The 15,806-nt window shown below is 64.9% G+C and carries 12 protein-coding genes and 1 pseudogene; 10 read left to right on the top strand and 3 right to left on the bottom strand.

Features of this window, described 5'->3' with window-relative positions:
* Positions 1-9: 9 nt before the first annotated feature.
* Genes iolB through iolC form a run of 3 tightly spaced genes read right to left on the bottom strand, consistent with a single transcriptional unit; the run spans position 10 to position 2,858 of the window.
* On the bottom strand, positions 10-894 hold the full coding sequence (iolB, locus tag FHX50_RS09230; protein ID WP_183376849.1) for a 5-deoxy-glucuronate isomerase: 885 nt from the start codon (positions 892-894) through the stop codon (positions 10-12).
* 45 nt (positions 895-939) lie between these two features.
* Positions 940-1,827 (bottom strand): Cgl0159 family (beta/alpha)8-fold protein, encoded by an 888-nt coding sequence (locus FHX50_RS09225; RefSeq protein WP_183376847.1) that lies wholly within the window; start codon positions 1,825-1,827, stop codon positions 940-942.
* Positions 1,824-2,858, bottom strand: a complete 1,035-nt coding sequence (iolC, locus tag FHX50_RS09220; protein WP_183376845.1) for a 5-dehydro-2-deoxygluconokinase — start codon at positions 2,856-2,858, stop codon at positions 1,824-1,826. The genes FHX50_RS09225 and iolC overlap by 4 nt, the downstream gene beginning before the upstream one ends.
* A 210-nt stretch (positions 2,859-3,068) precedes the next feature.
* On the opposite strand from iolC, the gene FHX50_RS09215 reads away from it, so the two are divergent.
* From FHX50_RS09215 to FHX50_RS09170, 10 genes and pseudogenes are all read left to right on the top strand, one after another.
* Entirely contained in the window at positions 3,069-4,142 is a 1,074-nt protein-coding gene (locus FHX50_RS09215; protein ID WP_183376843.1) for a transaldolase family protein, read from the top strand.
* Between the two features lie 57 nt (positions 4,143-4,199).
* Positions 4,200-6,110 carry a 3D-(3,5/4)-trihydroxycyclohexane-1,2-dione acylhydrolase (decyclizing) gene (iolD, locus tag FHX50_RS09210; RefSeq protein WP_183376841.1) on the top strand — a complete coding sequence of 637 codons (1,911 nt, stop codon included), beginning with the start codon at positions 4,200-4,202 and terminating at the stop codon, positions 6,108-6,110.
* Between the two features lie 20 nt (positions 6,111-6,130).
* The gene (locus tag FHX50_RS09205; RefSeq protein WP_183376839.1) at positions 6,131-7,630 is read left to right on the top strand and encodes a CoA-acylating methylmalonate-semialdehyde dehydrogenase; all 1,500 of its coding nucleotides are present in this window, start codon (positions 6,131-6,133) and stop codon (positions 7,628-7,630) included.
* Positions 7,631-7,823: 193 nt separating this feature from the next.
* On the top strand, positions 7,824-8,693 hold the full coding sequence (locus FHX50_RS09200) for a sugar phosphate isomerase/epimerase family protein (RefSeq protein WP_183376837.1): 870 nt from the start codon (positions 7,824-7,826) through the stop codon (positions 8,691-8,693).
* A gap of 29 nt (positions 8,694-8,722) precedes the next feature.
* Positions 8,723-9,892, top strand: coding sequence for a Gfo/Idh/MocA family protein (locus tag FHX50_RS09195; protein ID WP_183376835.1), 1,170 nt, complete (start codon positions 8,723-8,725; stop codon positions 9,890-9,892).
* 129 nt (positions 9,893-10,021) lie between these two features.
* Positions 10,022-11,017, top strand: coding sequence for a LacI family DNA-binding transcriptional regulator (locus tag FHX50_RS09190; RefSeq protein ID WP_183376833.1), 996 nt, complete (start codon positions 10,022-10,024; stop codon positions 11,015-11,017).
* A 156-nt stretch (positions 11,018-11,173) separates the two neighbouring features.
* On the top strand, positions 11,174-12,406 hold the full coding sequence (locus FHX50_RS09185; protein WP_183376831.1) for a Gfo/Idh/MocA family protein: 1,233 nt from the start codon (positions 11,174-11,176) through the stop codon (positions 12,404-12,406).
* 93 nt (positions 12,407-12,499) lie between these two features.
* Positions 12,500-13,499, top strand: a pseudogene (locus FHX50_RS09180) (sugar phosphate isomerase/epimerase family protein).
* 145 nt (positions 13,500-13,644) lie between these two features.
* Positions 13,645-14,511, top strand: coding sequence for a TIM barrel protein (locus tag FHX50_RS09175; protein WP_221187315.1), 867 nt, complete (start codon positions 13,645-13,647; stop codon positions 14,509-14,511).
* A 106-nt stretch (positions 14,512-14,617) separates the two neighbouring features.
* Positions 14,618-15,535 (top strand): sugar phosphate isomerase/epimerase family protein, encoded by a 918-nt coding sequence (locus FHX50_RS09170; protein ID WP_183376827.1) that lies wholly within the window; start codon positions 14,618-14,620, stop codon positions 15,533-15,535.
* Positions 15,536-15,806 lie beyond the last annotated feature (271 nt).

The following is a 15,806-nucleotide window of genomic DNA, read 5'->3' as shown; positions in this document are numbered from 1 at the left end:
GTCGAGGTTTCAGCCGGCGAGGCGAGGATCCGCTTCGAGATCGTCCCAAGTGCCCCGCACCCATGCCTGATCCGGATGGTCCGTGATGTTCCACGCCCGCTCGCCCGGGCCGGCCATCACATTGAGGTAGAACATGTCGTAACCGGGGGCAGCGGCGCAGGGGCCGTGCCAGCCATGGGGAACGAGCACCGTGTCACCGCGGTAGACCTGCTCCCCGATGGTCAGCTCCTCATCCTCACGGGCGCTGGTGGTGTGGTGCAGCCCGAAACCGGGCCGACCCTCAGGGGAATCAGCGATTTCGAAGTAGTAGATCTCCTCGAGTTCGCTCTCCGTTTCCGTCTCCTCGTCATGCTTGTGGGCCGGGTAGGACGACCAGTTGCCGCCCGGGGTCACCACTTCGACCACGATCAGCTTGTCCATGGCGTCGAAGCTGCCGACGGCACCGAAGTTGCGCACCTGACGAGTCATCGAACCGGCCCCGCGGACCTCCAGGGGGATGTCCTCCTTGCGGATCACTGCAATTGGGTGCCCCGCGGACTTGTCCGGATCGACCGGCGCGGTCGCCAGGGCCAGCCGAGCCCCGTCGTCACTGGTGATGGTCAGCAGGCTGCCGACGGGGGCATACAGCACATCGGCCGCCCCTTCGAAGACATCTCGCCGACCGCGCAGATCGTAGGTGTCCTCGCCGATCCGGACCGAAGCGCTGCCGTTGAGGGGAACCACCATCACCTCGAGGCGGTCAGCGGAGAACTCCTCAGCGGCCCCAGCGTCCAGCTCGAGGACATGCAAGCCGGTGTGGTGCCAATCGCTGCGGCTGCGCGGGTCGATCACGGTTTCGAATCGACCCTGACGGGTGTCGTTGCGGCGGATAACAAGGTTGGAGCTGTCGGTCATGTGGGGTCATCTCCTCAAAGACTGTGGACAGTGGATCAGCGGTGGTCAGGACATCATCGACGCGGCCGTGGCGACCGCCCCGGCGACGTCACCATCGGGCGGATAGAGCAGCGAACGCCCCACAACGAGGCCCCGCACGTGCGGGATCGCGAGAGCACGCTGCCAGGACGAGTACACCTCATCGCGGTCCTGGCCGACGGGGTCCCCGCCGAGAATGAGCGCGGGAAGCGTGGTCGCCTCCATGACGCGCTCCATCTCGTCAACCGCGGGCAGCTTCAGCCACGTGTACGCGGAGGTCCGTCCGAGCCCCTGCGCAATATGGATCGACTTGATGACCGCGTCCGGGCTGAGGTCGTTGACGATCTTGCCGCCCCGCCGCTCCGACATGAAGGGCTCCACCATGGCGATCAGCTCCCTGTCAGCTAGGTCGCTGACGGCATCGGCGCAGATCTTCAGAGTGCTGGATGTTCGGTCATCTTCCAGGGCGATGCGGGTGAGCATCTTGCCGCCGTCGAAGCCGAATCCTTCGATGGAGGCGGCATCGTAGGCCGTCATGCGGTCCTCGATCTCCCATGATCCACCCTGGAGCCCTCCCCGGTTCATGGACGCAAAGACGACCTTGTCCTCCAGCGCCCCGAGCAGCAGCAGGTCCTCAAGCACATCCGGGGTGCCGAGCACACCGTGGACAGCCGGGTTGCTCAACGATGTGCGCAGGCGGTCCAGAAGATCCAGGCGGCTGTTCATCGCATAGGGGTCGCCGCTGGCTCCCAAGGCGCCGCGCGCGGGATGGTCGGCCGCGACGATCAGCATCTTGCCGTCGACCTCACGGACCGTGCGCCGCTTGCGCGCGGCGGCGAGCCGGGCAATGCGACCCGGATCGCTCACCCGCACCTCGGAGAGCTCGGCGTAGTCTGCACAGAAAGCGCTGCTCATGCGTCCAGCCCCACCTTCCTGCGGACATCGGCGAGCATGCCGGCAGCGTCCTTGCCCTGGTTGACATCGCCGCCGGCGATCATCGTGTCGATCTCCTCCGGGGTCGGCATCGCGGTTGAGCATTCCAGTCGCGTCGAGACGATCGCTCCTGCCGCATTCGACCGGGTGAGGATCTCTTCAACTCCCAGGTCGCGGACGAGCCCATCGCAGAGCGATCCGCCGAACGAGTCTCCGGCGCCGAGGCCGTTCACCACGTCGATCACGTTGGGCGGGACTTCAACCGATTCGTGTTTAGTCTTGCCCAGAACGCCCTTGGGGCCCTGCTTGACGATGGCGAGTTCCACGCCGAGGTCGAGGAGCGCGTCTGCCGCGCGGTGGGGATCGGTCTCGTCCACCGCGACTTCGCACTCCTCCCTGTTGCCGACGGCCACGGTGCAGTCGGTCAGGGCGAGCTGGAAGTAGGTCCGCGCCTGCTCAATCGTCTCCCAGAACATCGGGCGGTAGTCGAGATCGAAGACCGTGTGCTGACCGGCTCCGAGATCACGACGAGCCTTGAGTGCCTGGAAGTGGACCGACCTGCTGGGATCCTCGCTGAGACCCGTCCCGGAGATCCAGAAGACCTTCGCGTCCCTCACAGCGCTCAGGTCGATCTGGTCCTGATCCAGCTTCAGATCCGGCGCCGCTGGTTCCCGGTAGAAGTAGAGGGGGAAGTCGTCCGGCGGGAAGATTTCACAGAAAGTGACAGGCGTAGCGAGGGTGTCGTTGACCTGCACGAACTCGTCGCTGACTCCCAGTGCTCTCATCTCATTGCGGACGAACCGCCCGAAGGGATCCTTGCCGACAGCCGTCACAGCGGCAGCGCTGTGGCCATGGCGAGCCGCCGCCACTGCGACGTTGGTGGGACTGCCCCCGAGGAACTTGCCAAAGCTGGTCACATCCTCGAGGCCTTTGCCGATCTGAAGGGGATAGATGTCGACTCCGCTGCGTCCGATGGTGAGGACGTCGTAGTGCTCGCTCTTCTGATTGGACACCGGGTGCTCTCCTGTTCGCCGTTGACACGGCCATCCTAGTCAGACCGCGCTACTTTGTATGGACATTCGTCCCGATCTTTTCTCGAGCGTAGTGGGAAAGTGGTCCTGACACAAGATCAATGTCCTGACATTTGCTTGACATTGTCCGGTCTGATCGGAATACTCGAAGACAGCGGAGCATCGCAGCCCCACGACCTCTTAGGAGAAGACATGAACGCGCTCACCGGCGGCCCCCTGACTGTCATGACCTCGAACTTCGACACTGTTCTGTGGAACGACTCAGCCGACCCCGAGGAGCTCAGCACCTCGATCTCCTGGGGTGGCGTCGGAGCAACCTGTAACCCTGTGATCGCCTACACCGGCATCAAGAAGAACATCGCCAAGTGGGGCCCGCGTATCCAGGAGATCGCGAATGAGCACAAGGCCTGGAGCGAATCCGAGATCGGCTGGCAGGTCGTCAAGGAGATGTCCGTCGAGGCGGCGAAGCTCCTCGAACCCGCGTTCCGCGAGTCCAAGGGACGCAACGGTCGCCTCTCCGTCCAGACCGATCCCCGCCTTTCCCGCAGCACGGACGCGCTGGTCGAGCAGGCCGTGGAGTTCAGCAAGCTGGCGGAGAACATCATCGTGAAGGTTCCGGCCACCTCCGTGGGCATCCCGGCCATCGAGGAGGCGACCTACCGCGGTGTCGTCATGAACGTGACCGTGTCCTTCACCGTCCCGCAGGTGATGGCCGCAGCCGAAGCCATTGAGCGCGGCCTGAAGCGCCGTGAAGAAGAGGGCCTGTCCATCGAGGGCATGCACCCCGTGGTCACACTCATGGGCGGCCGTCTCGACGACTGGCTCAAGGACTGGGTCAAGGCCAACGACATCGTGCTGGACCCGGGCGTCCTCGAATGGGCAGGCGTTGCCGCCATGAAGCGCGCCTACCACCTGATGAAGGAGCGCGGTCTGCGTTCGCGCCTGCTGTCCGCCGCCTTCCGCAATCACATGCAGTGGTCCGAACTCATCGGCGGCGACCTGGTGGTCTCCCCTCCGTTCAAGTTTCAGGCCCAGTTCGCGAAGTCGGACATCGAAGCGGTGTCCCGCATCGCAGAGCCCGTGGACGAGCGCATCATGGAGACCCTGCGGACTCTCAGCGAGTTCAACCGCGCCTATGAGGAGGATGGGATGACCGTGGAGGAGTTCGACACCTTCGGCGCCACCCGCAAGACCCTCCGTCAGTTCTACAAGGCTGATGAGGATCTCGACACCTTGGTGCGCGACATCCTCATCCCCGCTCCGTGACCGCCCGAGTCACCGACCCACACAGCTGACAAGCGACTCAGCCAGAAAGGACTCCCGATGGCACAGCCCCGAACCGTGCGCCTGACAGTAGCGCAGGCGATCATCCGGTTCCTCTCCGTGCAGTACTCGGAGCGCGATGGACAGCGCCAGCGCCTCATTCCGGCCATTCACGGCATCTTCGGACATGGGAACGTCGCCGGACTCGGCCAGGCGATCCTGCAGAACCAGCTCGAACCCGCCGAGGGCGAGGAGCCGCTGGTGTACTACCAGGGTCGCAATGAGCAGAACATGGTGCACGCAGCCGTCGCCTACGCACGCACCAAGAACCGGCTGCAGGCCCATGCCGTGACGGCGTCGATCGGTCCGGGTTCGACCAACATGGTGACCGGAGCCGCTCTGGCCACCATCGACCGCATCCCGGTCCTGCTGTTCCCGTCGGACATCTTCTCCACCCGCCGAGTGGACCCCGTCCTGCAGCAGCTGGAGGACGAGCGCAGCCTGGACCTGAGCGTGAACGATGCGTTCCGCCCCGTCTCCCGCTTCTTCGACCGCATCAACCGCCCCGAGCAGGTGATGAGCTCGATGCTCAGCGCCATGCGCGTGCTCACCGACCCCGCCGAGACCGGCGCGGTCACCGTGAGCCTGCCCCAGGACGTCCAGGCGGAGGCCTACGACTTCCCCGTGGAGTTCTTCGAGCCCCGCACCTGGTACTCGGCCCGTCCGGTTCCTGAGCAGAGCGCCCTGGAGCGTGCAGCGGCCACCATCGCTTCCGCTGAGAAGCCAGTGATCATCGCCGGCGGCGGTGTCATCTACTCCGAAGCGACCGATGCCCTCGTGGCGTTCGCGGAGAAGACCGGTATCCCCGTGCTGGACACCCAGGCCGGCAAGGGGGCGATCTCGTTCGATCACCCCCTGTCCATCGGCGGAGTCGGCGCCACCGGCAACAATGCCGCGAACACCCTCGCGGCAGAGGCCGATGTCGTGATCGGTGTGGGAACCCGCTACACGGACTTCACGACCGGTTCCCGCACTGTCTTCCAGAACGAGGACCTCCGCTTTGTCAACATCAACGTGAAGGCGTTCGATGCGGCGAAGCACGCCGCCGACATGGTCGTTGCCGACGCCCGCACCGGTCTGGAGATGCTCACCGAGCAATGGGATCGGCTCACCGGCAGCTACCGCACCACGGACGACTACCGAGATCGTGCGGCCCAGCTGTGGAAGGAGTGGGAGGAGCTCGTCCAGCCCTGCTTCGATGAGCACCCCGACCAGGACCTGCCCGCTCAAACAGAGATCTTCGGCGCCCTCAACGACATGATGGGGGACGAGGACATCGTCATCAACGCAGCCGGCTCCATGCCGGGCGATCTGCAGGCCCTCTGGCGCGCCCGCACCCCCATCCAGTACCACCTGGAGTACGGCTACTCCTGCATGGGATACGAAATCCCCGCAGCCTTCGGATCCAAGCTGGCCCGCCCGGATTCCGAAGTCGTCGCCATCGTCGGCGACGGCACCTACCAGATGGCGCCGCAGGAGATCGCCACCATGGTGCAGGAGGACTGCAAGGTCATCCTCGTGATTCTCCAGAACCACGGGTGGTCCTCCATCGGCTCCCTCTCCGAATCGCACGGTTCCCAGCGCTTCGGCACCAAGTACCGCATGCGCGATGAGAAGACCGGGCAGCTCGATGGCGGCCTGCTGCCGATGGACATTGCGCAGAACCTCGCCTCCTACGGCATCGACGTGCAGGAAGTCAGCTCCGCCGCCGACTTCCGTGAGGCGTACCGCCGAGCTGAGGAGAATGAGCATCTGAACGCCATCGTGGTGAACACGAACCTGTACGGACCGAACCCTCCGGGCATCGGCTGGTGGGACGTGCCCGTCAGCCAGGTGTCCGAGCTGGAATCCACCGCACACGCCTACGAGACCTACACCGAGAAGTCGAGCAAGCAGCGCCACTACCTGTGAGCTGCGAAGGAGATCGAATCATGACTGCAACCGTCAAGCACGTGATCGCCGGTGAGGAGACCACCGCGAACACCACCGATACCCAGCCGATCGTCAACCCGGCGACCGGCGAGGAGATCGGCACCCTTGCCCTCGGCAACGCCGAGACCGTCGACACGGCTGTCAAGATCGCCGTGAAGGCGCAGAAGGAGTGGGCAAAGGTGTCGCTGGCCAAGCGCACCCAGCTGATGTACTCCATGCGCGACCTCGTCATCAAGCACACCGACGAGATCGCCCAGATCATCTCCGCTGAGCACGGCAAGACCGTGGACGATGCCAAGGGCGAGATCGCTCGCGGCCTGGAGACCCTGGAGTTCGCTACCTCCATTACCCAGGAGACCCGAGGCGACTTCTCCAACAACGTCTCCACCGGTGTCGACATCCACACGATCCGTCAGCCGCTGGGCGTCGTCGCGGGTATCACCCCGTTCAACTTCCCGGCGATGGTCCCGTTCTGGATGCACCCGATCGCGATCGCCACCGGCAACGCCTTCATCCTGAAGCCGTCGGAGCGCGACCCCTCCGCGTCCAACTTCTTCGCCCGTCTCTACAAAGAGGCCGGACTGCCGGACGGCGTCTTTCAGGTTGTGCACGGAGGTAAGGAGACGGTGGAGTCCCTCTGCACCCACCCCGACGTCTCGGCCGTGTCCTTCGTGGGTTCGACCCCGATCGCGAAGCATGTCCACGACCTCGCGTCCGCGCATGGCAAGCGAGTCCAGGCGCTGGGCGGTGCCAACAACCACGCGGTTGTGATGCCGGACGCGAACATCGAGTTCGCCGCCGCTCAGATCGCCTCCGGCGCCTTCGGTGCTGCGGGCGAGCGCTGCATGGCGGTGCCGGTCGCCGTTGCAGTCGGTGACTCCGCTGAACCTCTGATCGCCGCACTGAAGACCGAAGCCGAGAAGATCAAGGTCGGCATCGGCACGGACCCGGAGACCGGTATGGGCCCGGTCATCACCGCTGACGCGAGGAAGCGCGTGGAGGACTGGACCACCGAGGCTGAGAAGGCCGGCGCCACCGTGGTCGTCGACGGCCGCGACTTCACTGTCGAGGGCTGCGAGAACGGATTCTGGGTGGGCCCCACGCTCCTCACCGACGTTCCGCTGGACCAGAAGGCGTACTGCGACGAGGTGTTCGGACCGATGCTCGTGGTCGTCAAGGTCAACAACTTCGATGAGGCCCTCGAGCTCGTCAACTCCTCTGAGTTCGGCAACGGAACCGCCATCTTCACCGCATCCGGTCACTATGCACGCCGCTACCAGGAGGAGGTCCAGGTCGGCATGATCGGCATCAACGTTCCGATTCCGACCCCGGTGGGCTATTACTCCTTCGGCGGTTGGAAGAACTCCATCTTCGGCGAGTACCACGCTCATGGCCCCGAGGCAGTCCGCTTCTACACCCGCATGAAAGCGATCACCGAGCGCTGGCCGCATCAGGACGAGGCTGTCGAGGCGTCCATGAGCTTCCCGACGCACGACTGATCCGCCCGCCGGGCCCGATCCGCTGATCAGCCGGCTGAACTACGAGGAGGCCGAGGGATTCCACGTCAGTGAGCATCCGTCGGCCTCCTCCCCCTTTCCCGCGTCTCTCATTTCCCGCACCAGCGCGGTGTCGTTCGTCCCCATACGACCGGACGCCCATATGCTCGCCCAATTCATCCACTGAGGAATCCCCATGGTGAAGATCCTTCTCGACCCGTCGATGTATCACCCACATCTCTCCGTCCCGGACGAGCTGCGCAAGGCAGCCGACCTCGGCTTCCAGTACATCGAACTGTCGCCGCGCGCCGACGTCCACGAATGGCACCACTACCCCAAGGTCAACCGCGCCTGGATCGATGAGGTCAATCGGGCACAGAAAGAGACCGGGGTGCGCATCCACTCGCTCAACCCTGTCTTCAACTGGGCCCACCCCGACGAACTGCAGCGTCAGCACCAGGTCCGAAATTGGAAGCGACTGCTGGAGATTGCGGATGCCCTTGAGGTGCCTCTCATCGCCACCGAGCTGTCCGGGGACCCGAACCAGCCCGTGGCGTCCGAAGGCCAGTTCTACAAGTCGATGGAGGAACTGATCCCCACCTTCGAGAAGTACGGCCTCGAGTGTGCGATCGAGCCGCACCCCTATGACTTCTATGAGACGAACTCCCGCGGTGTCGACATCGTACGCGGAGTGGACCGCGACTGGTGCACCTACCAGTTCTGCTTCCCGCACGCTTTCCACCTGTCCGAGGGCGCGGGAGATGTCCCCGGCATGCTCGACTACGCCGGCGACACCCTGGGCCATATCCACCTGGCCGACGTCTTCAACCACCTGGCGAACGTCGGCAATCGCTACATCGTGAACCCGCCCGGTGCTGACGCCCGAGTGCACCAGCACAACGAGATCGGCAACGGAGACATCGACTGGGACACCTCATTCGAGCATCTTCGTTCGATCAGCTACGACAAGGCGATCAGCGTGTGCGTCTTCGGTTGGGAAGAGGACGCGGATGCGGCCAACGTCCGCATGCGCGAGCGCATCGCGAAGGAACTCGGCTCGAACTGAGCCGACCGACAAGACAGGGAGAAACCCGAATGGCACGTGAAGTCGGCATCGGAGTGGTCAGCCTCGGATGGATGGGGCGCCTGCACACCAGCTCCTACCAACGCCTGGCGACTCGCTTCCCCGAGCTGGCGATCAAGCCCAGGCTCGTCGTCGCTGCTGACCCGCTAATCGAAAATCAGCAGGCCGCGGTGGAACAGTACGGATTCGAAAAAGCCGTGAGTTCGATCGACGAGGTCCTCGCCGATCCGGACGTCGAGGTCGTCTCGATCTGCTCCCCGAATTTCCTGCATCGCGACTTCGCCCTCAAAGCAGCAGCCGCCGGCAAGCCGTTCTGGATTGAGAAACCGATGGGTGTCAGCGACGAGGAGTCCGTAGAGATCTACCGCGCGGCGAGCGAGGCGGGCATCGCCACTGCGGTGGGCTTCAACTATCGGCACGCCCCCGCAGTGGAGCATCTGAAGGCTCTGGTCGCCTCTGGCCGCCTCGGACGCATCACCAACGTCCGCAACTGGCTCATCGCCGACTACGCCTCCTCGGAGGACGGCCCCCTGACCTGGCGGTACTCGACCGAGCGAGCCGGCGCGGGCGTGCTTGGCGATCTGCTCTCTCACGGGATTGATCTGGTGTCGTACGTGACCGGTCAGCAATTCTCCTCGGTCACAGCCATGACTGAGATCTTCATTCCTGAACGCCCCATCCCGACGAAGATGGGTGTGGGCCACGGAGGGTACGAGATCGGCGACGAGGTCGGTGCGGTGGAGAACCAGGACTACGTCGCCGCCCTCGCACGTCTCGACGGCGGCGCCGTGGCCACTCTGGAGTCCTCTCGCGTAGCCCGCGGCGACCGGTCCGATTACGCCATCGAAGTCTTCGGCACCGAAGGCTCGGCCCGGTGGAGCTTCTTCCGCATGAACGAGTTCGAAGTCCAGATCGGCGATGGCGGACTCGAGCACGGCTACACGACGGTCCTGGCATCTGGCGGGCACGGCGACTACGAGCGCTTCCAGCCGGGCCCCGGCATCCCGATGAGCTTCGATGACCTCAAGACGATCGAGGCAAAGCAGTTCCTGTCCGATGCGGTGCTCGGCACCACAGAAGCCCCCTCAGCTCGCGACGGTTTCCGCGCTGCAACGGTGGTTGAGGCTATGGTCCGCTCCGCAGCGTCGGGTCGTTGGGAAGACGTGCCCGTGGTCGACTGACGCGGTTGAGCACGGAAGCTGTTGTTCGGCGTCCGTCTCCAAGCGCCCCCGAGCGGTCCAGAGCCCCGGCTCTGTCAGCCGACGGGGGCGCGCCGTCTCTTCGGGCTCCTCACCCATAGAATCGGCAATATGACCGCACCGATCCGCCCGACCCAGTCCGACGTCGCCCGCGAGGCCGGTGTCTCCCGGGCGCTGGTCTCACTGGTGGTCAGAGGCGAGCCTCATGTGCGGCCGGATAAGCGCGCCGCGGTGCAGGAGGCGATCGACCGCCTCGGCTATCGCCCGCACGGTGCCGCGGCCCACCTCGCCGGCAAACGCACCCAGACGATAGGTGTGCTCGTCCCCAATCTGGTCAACCCCTGGTTCGGCATGATGATCACCTCGCTGCAGACCGCAGCTGAGGGGGCGGGGTTGCATGTGGTGTTCTCCGCGGGCACAGCCGGGGCTACGAACGCCAGATCTCCTCGTGAGGACGAGGCTGAGCGTGCCCGCGAGATGCTCTCGGGCCGAGCCGATGCACTGATCCTCATCAGCCCACGTCTCCCCCACGAGGAGCTCGAGTCCCTCGGCAGCACCGCTCCAGTGTGTGTCATCGGTCGGCATCTTCAGTCCGACCGCGTCAGCTCGGTGCAGTCCGACCCGGTCAGAGGCGGAGCACTTGCTGCAGAGCACCTCATTTCCCGGGGTGCGTCCTCACTCGCCTACCTGGCGCCGCTCAGCCCTGACGCCGAAGAGGTCGCAGTCCACCGAGCCGACGGGTTCACCTCGACCGCCCGGCGGGCCCGGGTCCCGGTGCGCCGGCAGGACGTACCGATCGCCGCCGACCCCGAAGAGCTGGCCGAGCGCATGGCAGCACTCGTGCGGTCGGGCGTGGACGGAGCAGCCGTCCACAACGACCAGTTGGCCCTCGCTGTGCTCACCACCCCAGCGGCCGACGCGCTCCGCGGACTGGTCGGGTACGACGCAACTCCGCTCACCGCATTCCCGTCCATCGCTCTGACCAGCATCGATCAGCGCAGCGATGTCCTCGCCACGGGTGCGATAGAGGCGATCGACGGCCTCAGCCTGGGACGCCCGGCGCAGCACCGAACAGTCGCACCGAGTCTGCGAACCGGCCGAACCTGACCTCTTCTGACGTGGCGCGCATCCGGATATTGCCGCCCTATTGCCTAGACAAACCTTCACCTCTATGCTGAAAGCACATGTTTAGCGCGCGCTAAAAATTGCCGCGATCATGTCACCACCACGGCACGCCGCCGTGCCCCGACGAGACGAGGTCCCATGAACACCAAGCAGACCACCTCAGGACAGCAGCCCATCTCGGTGGCCGTCATCGGAGCCGGGATGGCCGGCCGAACGCACGCCAACGCCTATTGCCAGGCCTCGACGGTGTTCGGTCTCGACCTCCCCCCGATCCGCCTGCACACCATTGCCGATATCCACCTCCCAGCCGCTGAGGATGCGGCGAAGCGCTACGGATACGAGAACGCCACTGCCGATTGGCGTCAGGTCATCGATGACCCGGAGATCGACGCGGTCTCGATCGTGGTCGGCAATGCCCTGCACCGCCCGATCGCCGAGGCTGCGCTGGCCGCCGGCAAGCACGTCCTCTGCGAAAAGCCGCTCTCCGACACGATCGCCGATGCGCGTGCGATGGCCGAGCTGGAGAAGACCACCGACCTCGTCACCGCCGTGGGCTACTGCTACCGCCGCAACCCCGGAATCGCCGCTCTGATCGACACCGTTCAGCACGGCCGCATCGGGAAGGTTGCTCAGATCACCGCCGAATACCTCTGCGACTACGGGGCCGACCCTCTCGTACCGATGTCGTGGCGCTACCAGGGGCCTCAGGGCTCCGGCGCCCTGGGTGACCTCGGCGTGCACCTGCTGGACACCCTGGAGCAGATCGCCGGCAGGATCATCCGGGTGGGAGGCGCATCGTTCGCCAACACCGTCACTGAGCGCCCGGTTGCGACTGCCAATGTCGCCGGTGGCCGTGGCGTCACCGGCAGCGATGACGCTCCGAAGGAGCCGGTGGAGAACGAGGACACCGCTGTCTTCACCGCCGACTTCGCCTCGGGCGCACGCGGCATGATCTCCACGTCCCGTGTTGCGTTCGGCCTGGCCAATGGTCTGAAGATCTCCGTGGCCGGACCCAGCGGGCGCGCAGGCTTCGACATGGCGCAGCCCGCCGCATTCTGGATGCATGACCCCCAGCCCGAATACGGCACCAACGGGCCGAGGAACATCCTGGTCGGCCCGAAGCACCGGTACGTGACAGCGGGCTCCGCCATGGACTTCGAGGGAGTCGGCTTCAGCCAGGTTGATCAGTTCATCTTCCAGAACCGGGCGTTCCTTGAGCAGATCGTCGCTCAGCGAACCGGAGAGCCCTTCCCGAACGCTCTGCCGACGTGCCCGACCTTCGCCGACGGCGTGCACACCATGCTCGTCCTCGATGCCGTCGCGCGGTCTGCAGCCGCAGGCGGAACGACCGTCGAGGTTGAGCAGAACTGATTTCTGCGAACCACCCCGCCGAGACACGCCTGAGCTATCCACCTCAGGCCCCGTCGACCCTCCCCCACCCACGCTCACGGAAAGGACTCCACCATGAAGTACGGCGCCTACACCGCCTGCCTGCATGACCGACCGCTCGCCGATGCTCTGACGAATCTTCGCGATCTCGGCCTGACCTCCATTGAGGTCAATGCCGGCGGCTTCATCCCGTCACCGCACTGTCATGTCGACCTGCTGCTCGCATCCCAGCAGGCGCGCACCGAGTACCTCGACCTCATTGCGTCCTACGGCATCGAGCTCACCGGACTCAACGTCAACGGCAATCCCCTGTCCCCCATGCCGCAGGTGGGCCCGAAGCACGCCGATGATCTGCGCCGAGCAGTCGAACTAGCCGGTCGACTGGGGGGTGAACCGAGTCGTCGCCATGAGCGGCCTCCCCGGTACCGACCCGACTGCGAAGTATCCCGCGTGGGTGGTGAATGCCTGGAACGGCATCGACTTCGACGTGCTGGACTACCAGTGGTCAGTGGCGGTCCCCTTTTGGAAGGAGATCGATGCCCTCACCCAGAAGTGGGGCGTGACGATCGCGATCGAACTGCATCCGCAGAACCTGGTGTTCAACACCTCAACCTTCCTCAAGCTGATCGAACTGACGGGCGCCACGAACATCGGCGTGGAAATGGACACCTCCCACCTGATGTGGCAGGGCATGGACGTCGTCGAAGTCATCCGCACCCTCGGCTCCCATGTTGTGCATGCCGCCGCGAAGGACATCACCATGGGAGACCGGGGCCTGAAGCTCAACGGCGTGCTGGACGTTGACTTCACCCGGGTGCCCGCCGACGCCGAGGGCCGCACCCCCACCGGGTTCGGCACATGGTGCAATGCATGGCCCGAGGACTACGCCTGGCGCTTCGTGGCAGTCGGCCAGGGGCACGACGTCGACTACTGGGTGGATGTGCTCCGAGCCCTGCGCGAAGTCGACCCGACCATGGCAGTGAACATCGAGCATGAGGATGCTCAGTTCGGCCGGCTCGAAGGGCTGAGCATATCCGCTCAGACCCTGTTGGCTGCGGCTGCGCAGCTCGACTGACGGATCGTGGAACCAGCGGCCCACACCAGGTCTTTTGTCCTGACATGAGTCGCTGTTGTCGATAGAATGTGGTGACATGGATCGGTTGAGGTGACGTGCCGAGATCCGGTCCGCGATGAAGCCGAGCCGCCTGGAAAGGGACACCATGACCAACGAACTCAAGCTGGCTGCAGCCCCGATTTCGTGGGGCGTCTGCGAAACACCCGGCTGGGGGAAGCAGCTGGACCCCGAACGCGTCCTCACCGACATGAAAGATCTCGGGATCACCCACACCGAATTCGGACCTGCCGGCTTCCTCCCGGAGGACGCCATCGAACGGGCCGAGTTCCTCTCGGAGCGCGGCATGACCGCCATCGGCGGCTTCTACCCCGCAGTGATGCATCGTGACGACCACGATCCCCTCCCCGCCCTGAGGGAGGAGCTCGAAGCCTACCGAGCCGCCGGAGCCGAGATCCTCGTCCTCTCGCTGGACAACGGGACATCGTCGTACGACGACAAACGCGAACTCACCGACGAGGAATGGGCGCTGACCGCCCGCCGCCTGAATGAAGCGCACGAGCTCGCGGCCTCCTACGGTGTGCGCGCCGTGGTCCACCAGCACGTGGGCACACTGTGCGAATCCCCTGTCGCCGTTGAGCGCCTGATCAACGACACCGAGATCGAACTCTGCCTGGACACCGGGCACATGTTGGCCGGCGGCAACGACCCGCTCGCGTTCGTCGGCGAACACGCCGACCGCGTGGGCCACGTGCATCTGAAGGACGTCGACTCCGCTCAGGCGACGAAGGTCCTGAACGGGGACATCGCCTACTCCGACGCCGTGGCCGACGGCATGTACCGCCCCCTCGGCACGGGCGACGCCCAGATCGGGGCCATCATCCGCACCCTGCGCGAAGCGGGATACGACGGCTGGTACGTCATGGAGCAGGACTATCGCATCCTCGACGACAGCCAGATCGAACAGGCAGTCCGCGACGTCCAGGACTCGACCGCGTTCGTCCGTTCAATCTGACCCCACCACGACGCACGAGGGCCTGTCTGCCGGCATCCGTCGGCCTGCCGAATCGAACACCACCGGGCAGAGCCGCCCGTTCCCATGACAACCGCCAAGGAGCATCATGACAGAATACACCGCACCTCGAATCGGCATCGCCCCTGACTCATGGGGTGTCTGGCACGCGGACCACCCCTCTCAGCCCAGCGCCGAGCAGTACCTGCGCGAGGTTCAGGAAGTGGGCTACCGCTGGACTGAAATCGGACCGTGGGGGTTCCTCGGCACAGACCCCAAGAAGCTGAAGGACGACTTCGACGCGCACAACCTCCTCTGCTCCGGGGGAACGGTCTTCACCGCACTCCACCGCTCCGAGGACGCCGTTGCCGAATGCTGGGACGAGGTCTCCGAGATCGCATCGGCAATCCGCGAAGTCGGCGCTGAGCACCTCATCGTACTGCCCGAGATGTGGCAGCGCGACGACAAGGGCCACGTCCAGGGGGAGCGCGCCTTCTCCGCTGACGGCTGGGCTCGCTTCACGAAGAACCACGACGAACTGGGACGGCGCCTCCTCGAGGAATACGGAGTCAAGCAGGTCTTCCATTCCCATGCGGAATCACAGATCGGCTCGTGGGGTGAGGTGACCCGTCTGCTGGAGAACACCGATCCGCGCTTCACCAACCTGTGCCTGGACACGGGGCACTTCGCCTATTACCTCGGCGACAGCCTCTCCCTGATCCAGGCCCATCCTGAGCGCATCGGCTACCTCCACATCAAACAGGTGGAACCGAACCTGCTCGCCGATGTGCTGAAGAACGACATCTCCTTCGAGCAGGCCGTCGCCGACGGGATCATGTGCAACGCCGGTGAGGGCATCCCCGAGTTCGGTCCGATCGTCGCCGAAGCGGCGAAGACCACCCCGGACATCTTCGCGATCGTGGAGCAGGACCTGTTCCCGCTCCCGTCGCTCGACATCCCGAAGCCGATCGCTGCAGCAACTCTGCAGTACATCAAGGATCAGGGCGTGGCCATCACACTGAGGTGAGACCGGAACAGCTCAATCCACGGAGTGGCAGGTCATTGCCTGCCACTCCGTGTTCTGTTGCGGCAGCGCCCATCAAGCACGGCATTCGCCACCCAGCTTGCTGTCACGCCGGTTGAGTGCGCCATCGCGACTCTGAGCGGCGATCACAAAGCTTCGCGGCGAACGCTACGCCAACAACACTCCGCATCCGGGCCACGACCGGCGTTCCCCGCTCCGCGACTGATCGCGGCCGGGGATGAAGGTCCCGGTTCCACCGCCTCCCTCACCCAGA

Source organism: Helcobacillus massiliensis (genome assembly GCF_014191425.1).
In the GTDB taxonomy this organism is placed as follows: domain Bacteria; phylum Actinomycetota; class Actinomycetes; order Actinomycetales; family Dermabacteraceae; genus Helcobacillus; species Helcobacillus massiliensis.
Note: the sequence above shows the minus strand (reverse complement) of the source record. Positions and strands in the feature narration are given on the sequence as shown.

Coding starts and splice junctions, on each gene's coding strand:
- FHX50_RS09185 (WP_183376831.1), top strand. CDS start 11,174: ATGAACACCAAGCAGACCACCTCAGGACAGCAGCCCATCTCGGTGGCC.
- FHX50_RS09205 (WP_183376839.1), top strand. CDS start 6,131: ATGACTGCAACCGTCAAGCACGTGATCGCCGGTGAGGAGACCACCGCG.
- iolD (WP_183376841.1), top strand. CDS start 4,200: ATGGCACAGCCCCGAACCGTGCGCCTGACAGTAGCGCAGGCGATCATC.
- FHX50_RS09215 (WP_183376843.1), top strand. CDS start 3,069: ATGAACGCGCTCACCGGCGGCCCCCTGACTGTCATGACCTCGAACTTC.
- FHX50_RS09225 (WP_183376847.1), bottom strand. CDS start 1,827: ATGAGCAGCGCTTTCTGTGCAGACTACGCCGAGCTCTCCGAGGTGCGG.
- iolB (WP_183376849.1), bottom strand. CDS start 894: ATGACCGACAGCTCCAACCTTGTTATCCGCCGCAACGACACCCGTCAG.
- FHX50_RS09200 (WP_183376837.1), top strand. CDS start 7,824: ATGGTGAAGATCCTTCTCGACCCGTCGATGTATCACCCACATCTCTCC.
- FHX50_RS09175 (WP_221187315.1), top strand. CDS start 13,645: ATGACCAACGAACTCAAGCTGGCTGCAGCCCCGATTTCGTGGGGCGTC.
- FHX50_RS09195 (WP_183376835.1), top strand. CDS start 8,723: ATGGCACGTGAAGTCGGCATCGGAGTGGTCAGCCTCGGATGGATGGGG.
- FHX50_RS09170 (WP_183376827.1), top strand. CDS start 14,618: ATGACAGAATACACCGCACCTCGAATCGGCATCGCCCCTGACTCATGG.
- FHX50_RS09190 (WP_183376833.1), top strand. CDS start 10,022: ATGACCGCACCGATCCGCCCGACCCAGTCCGACGTCGCCCGCGAGGCC.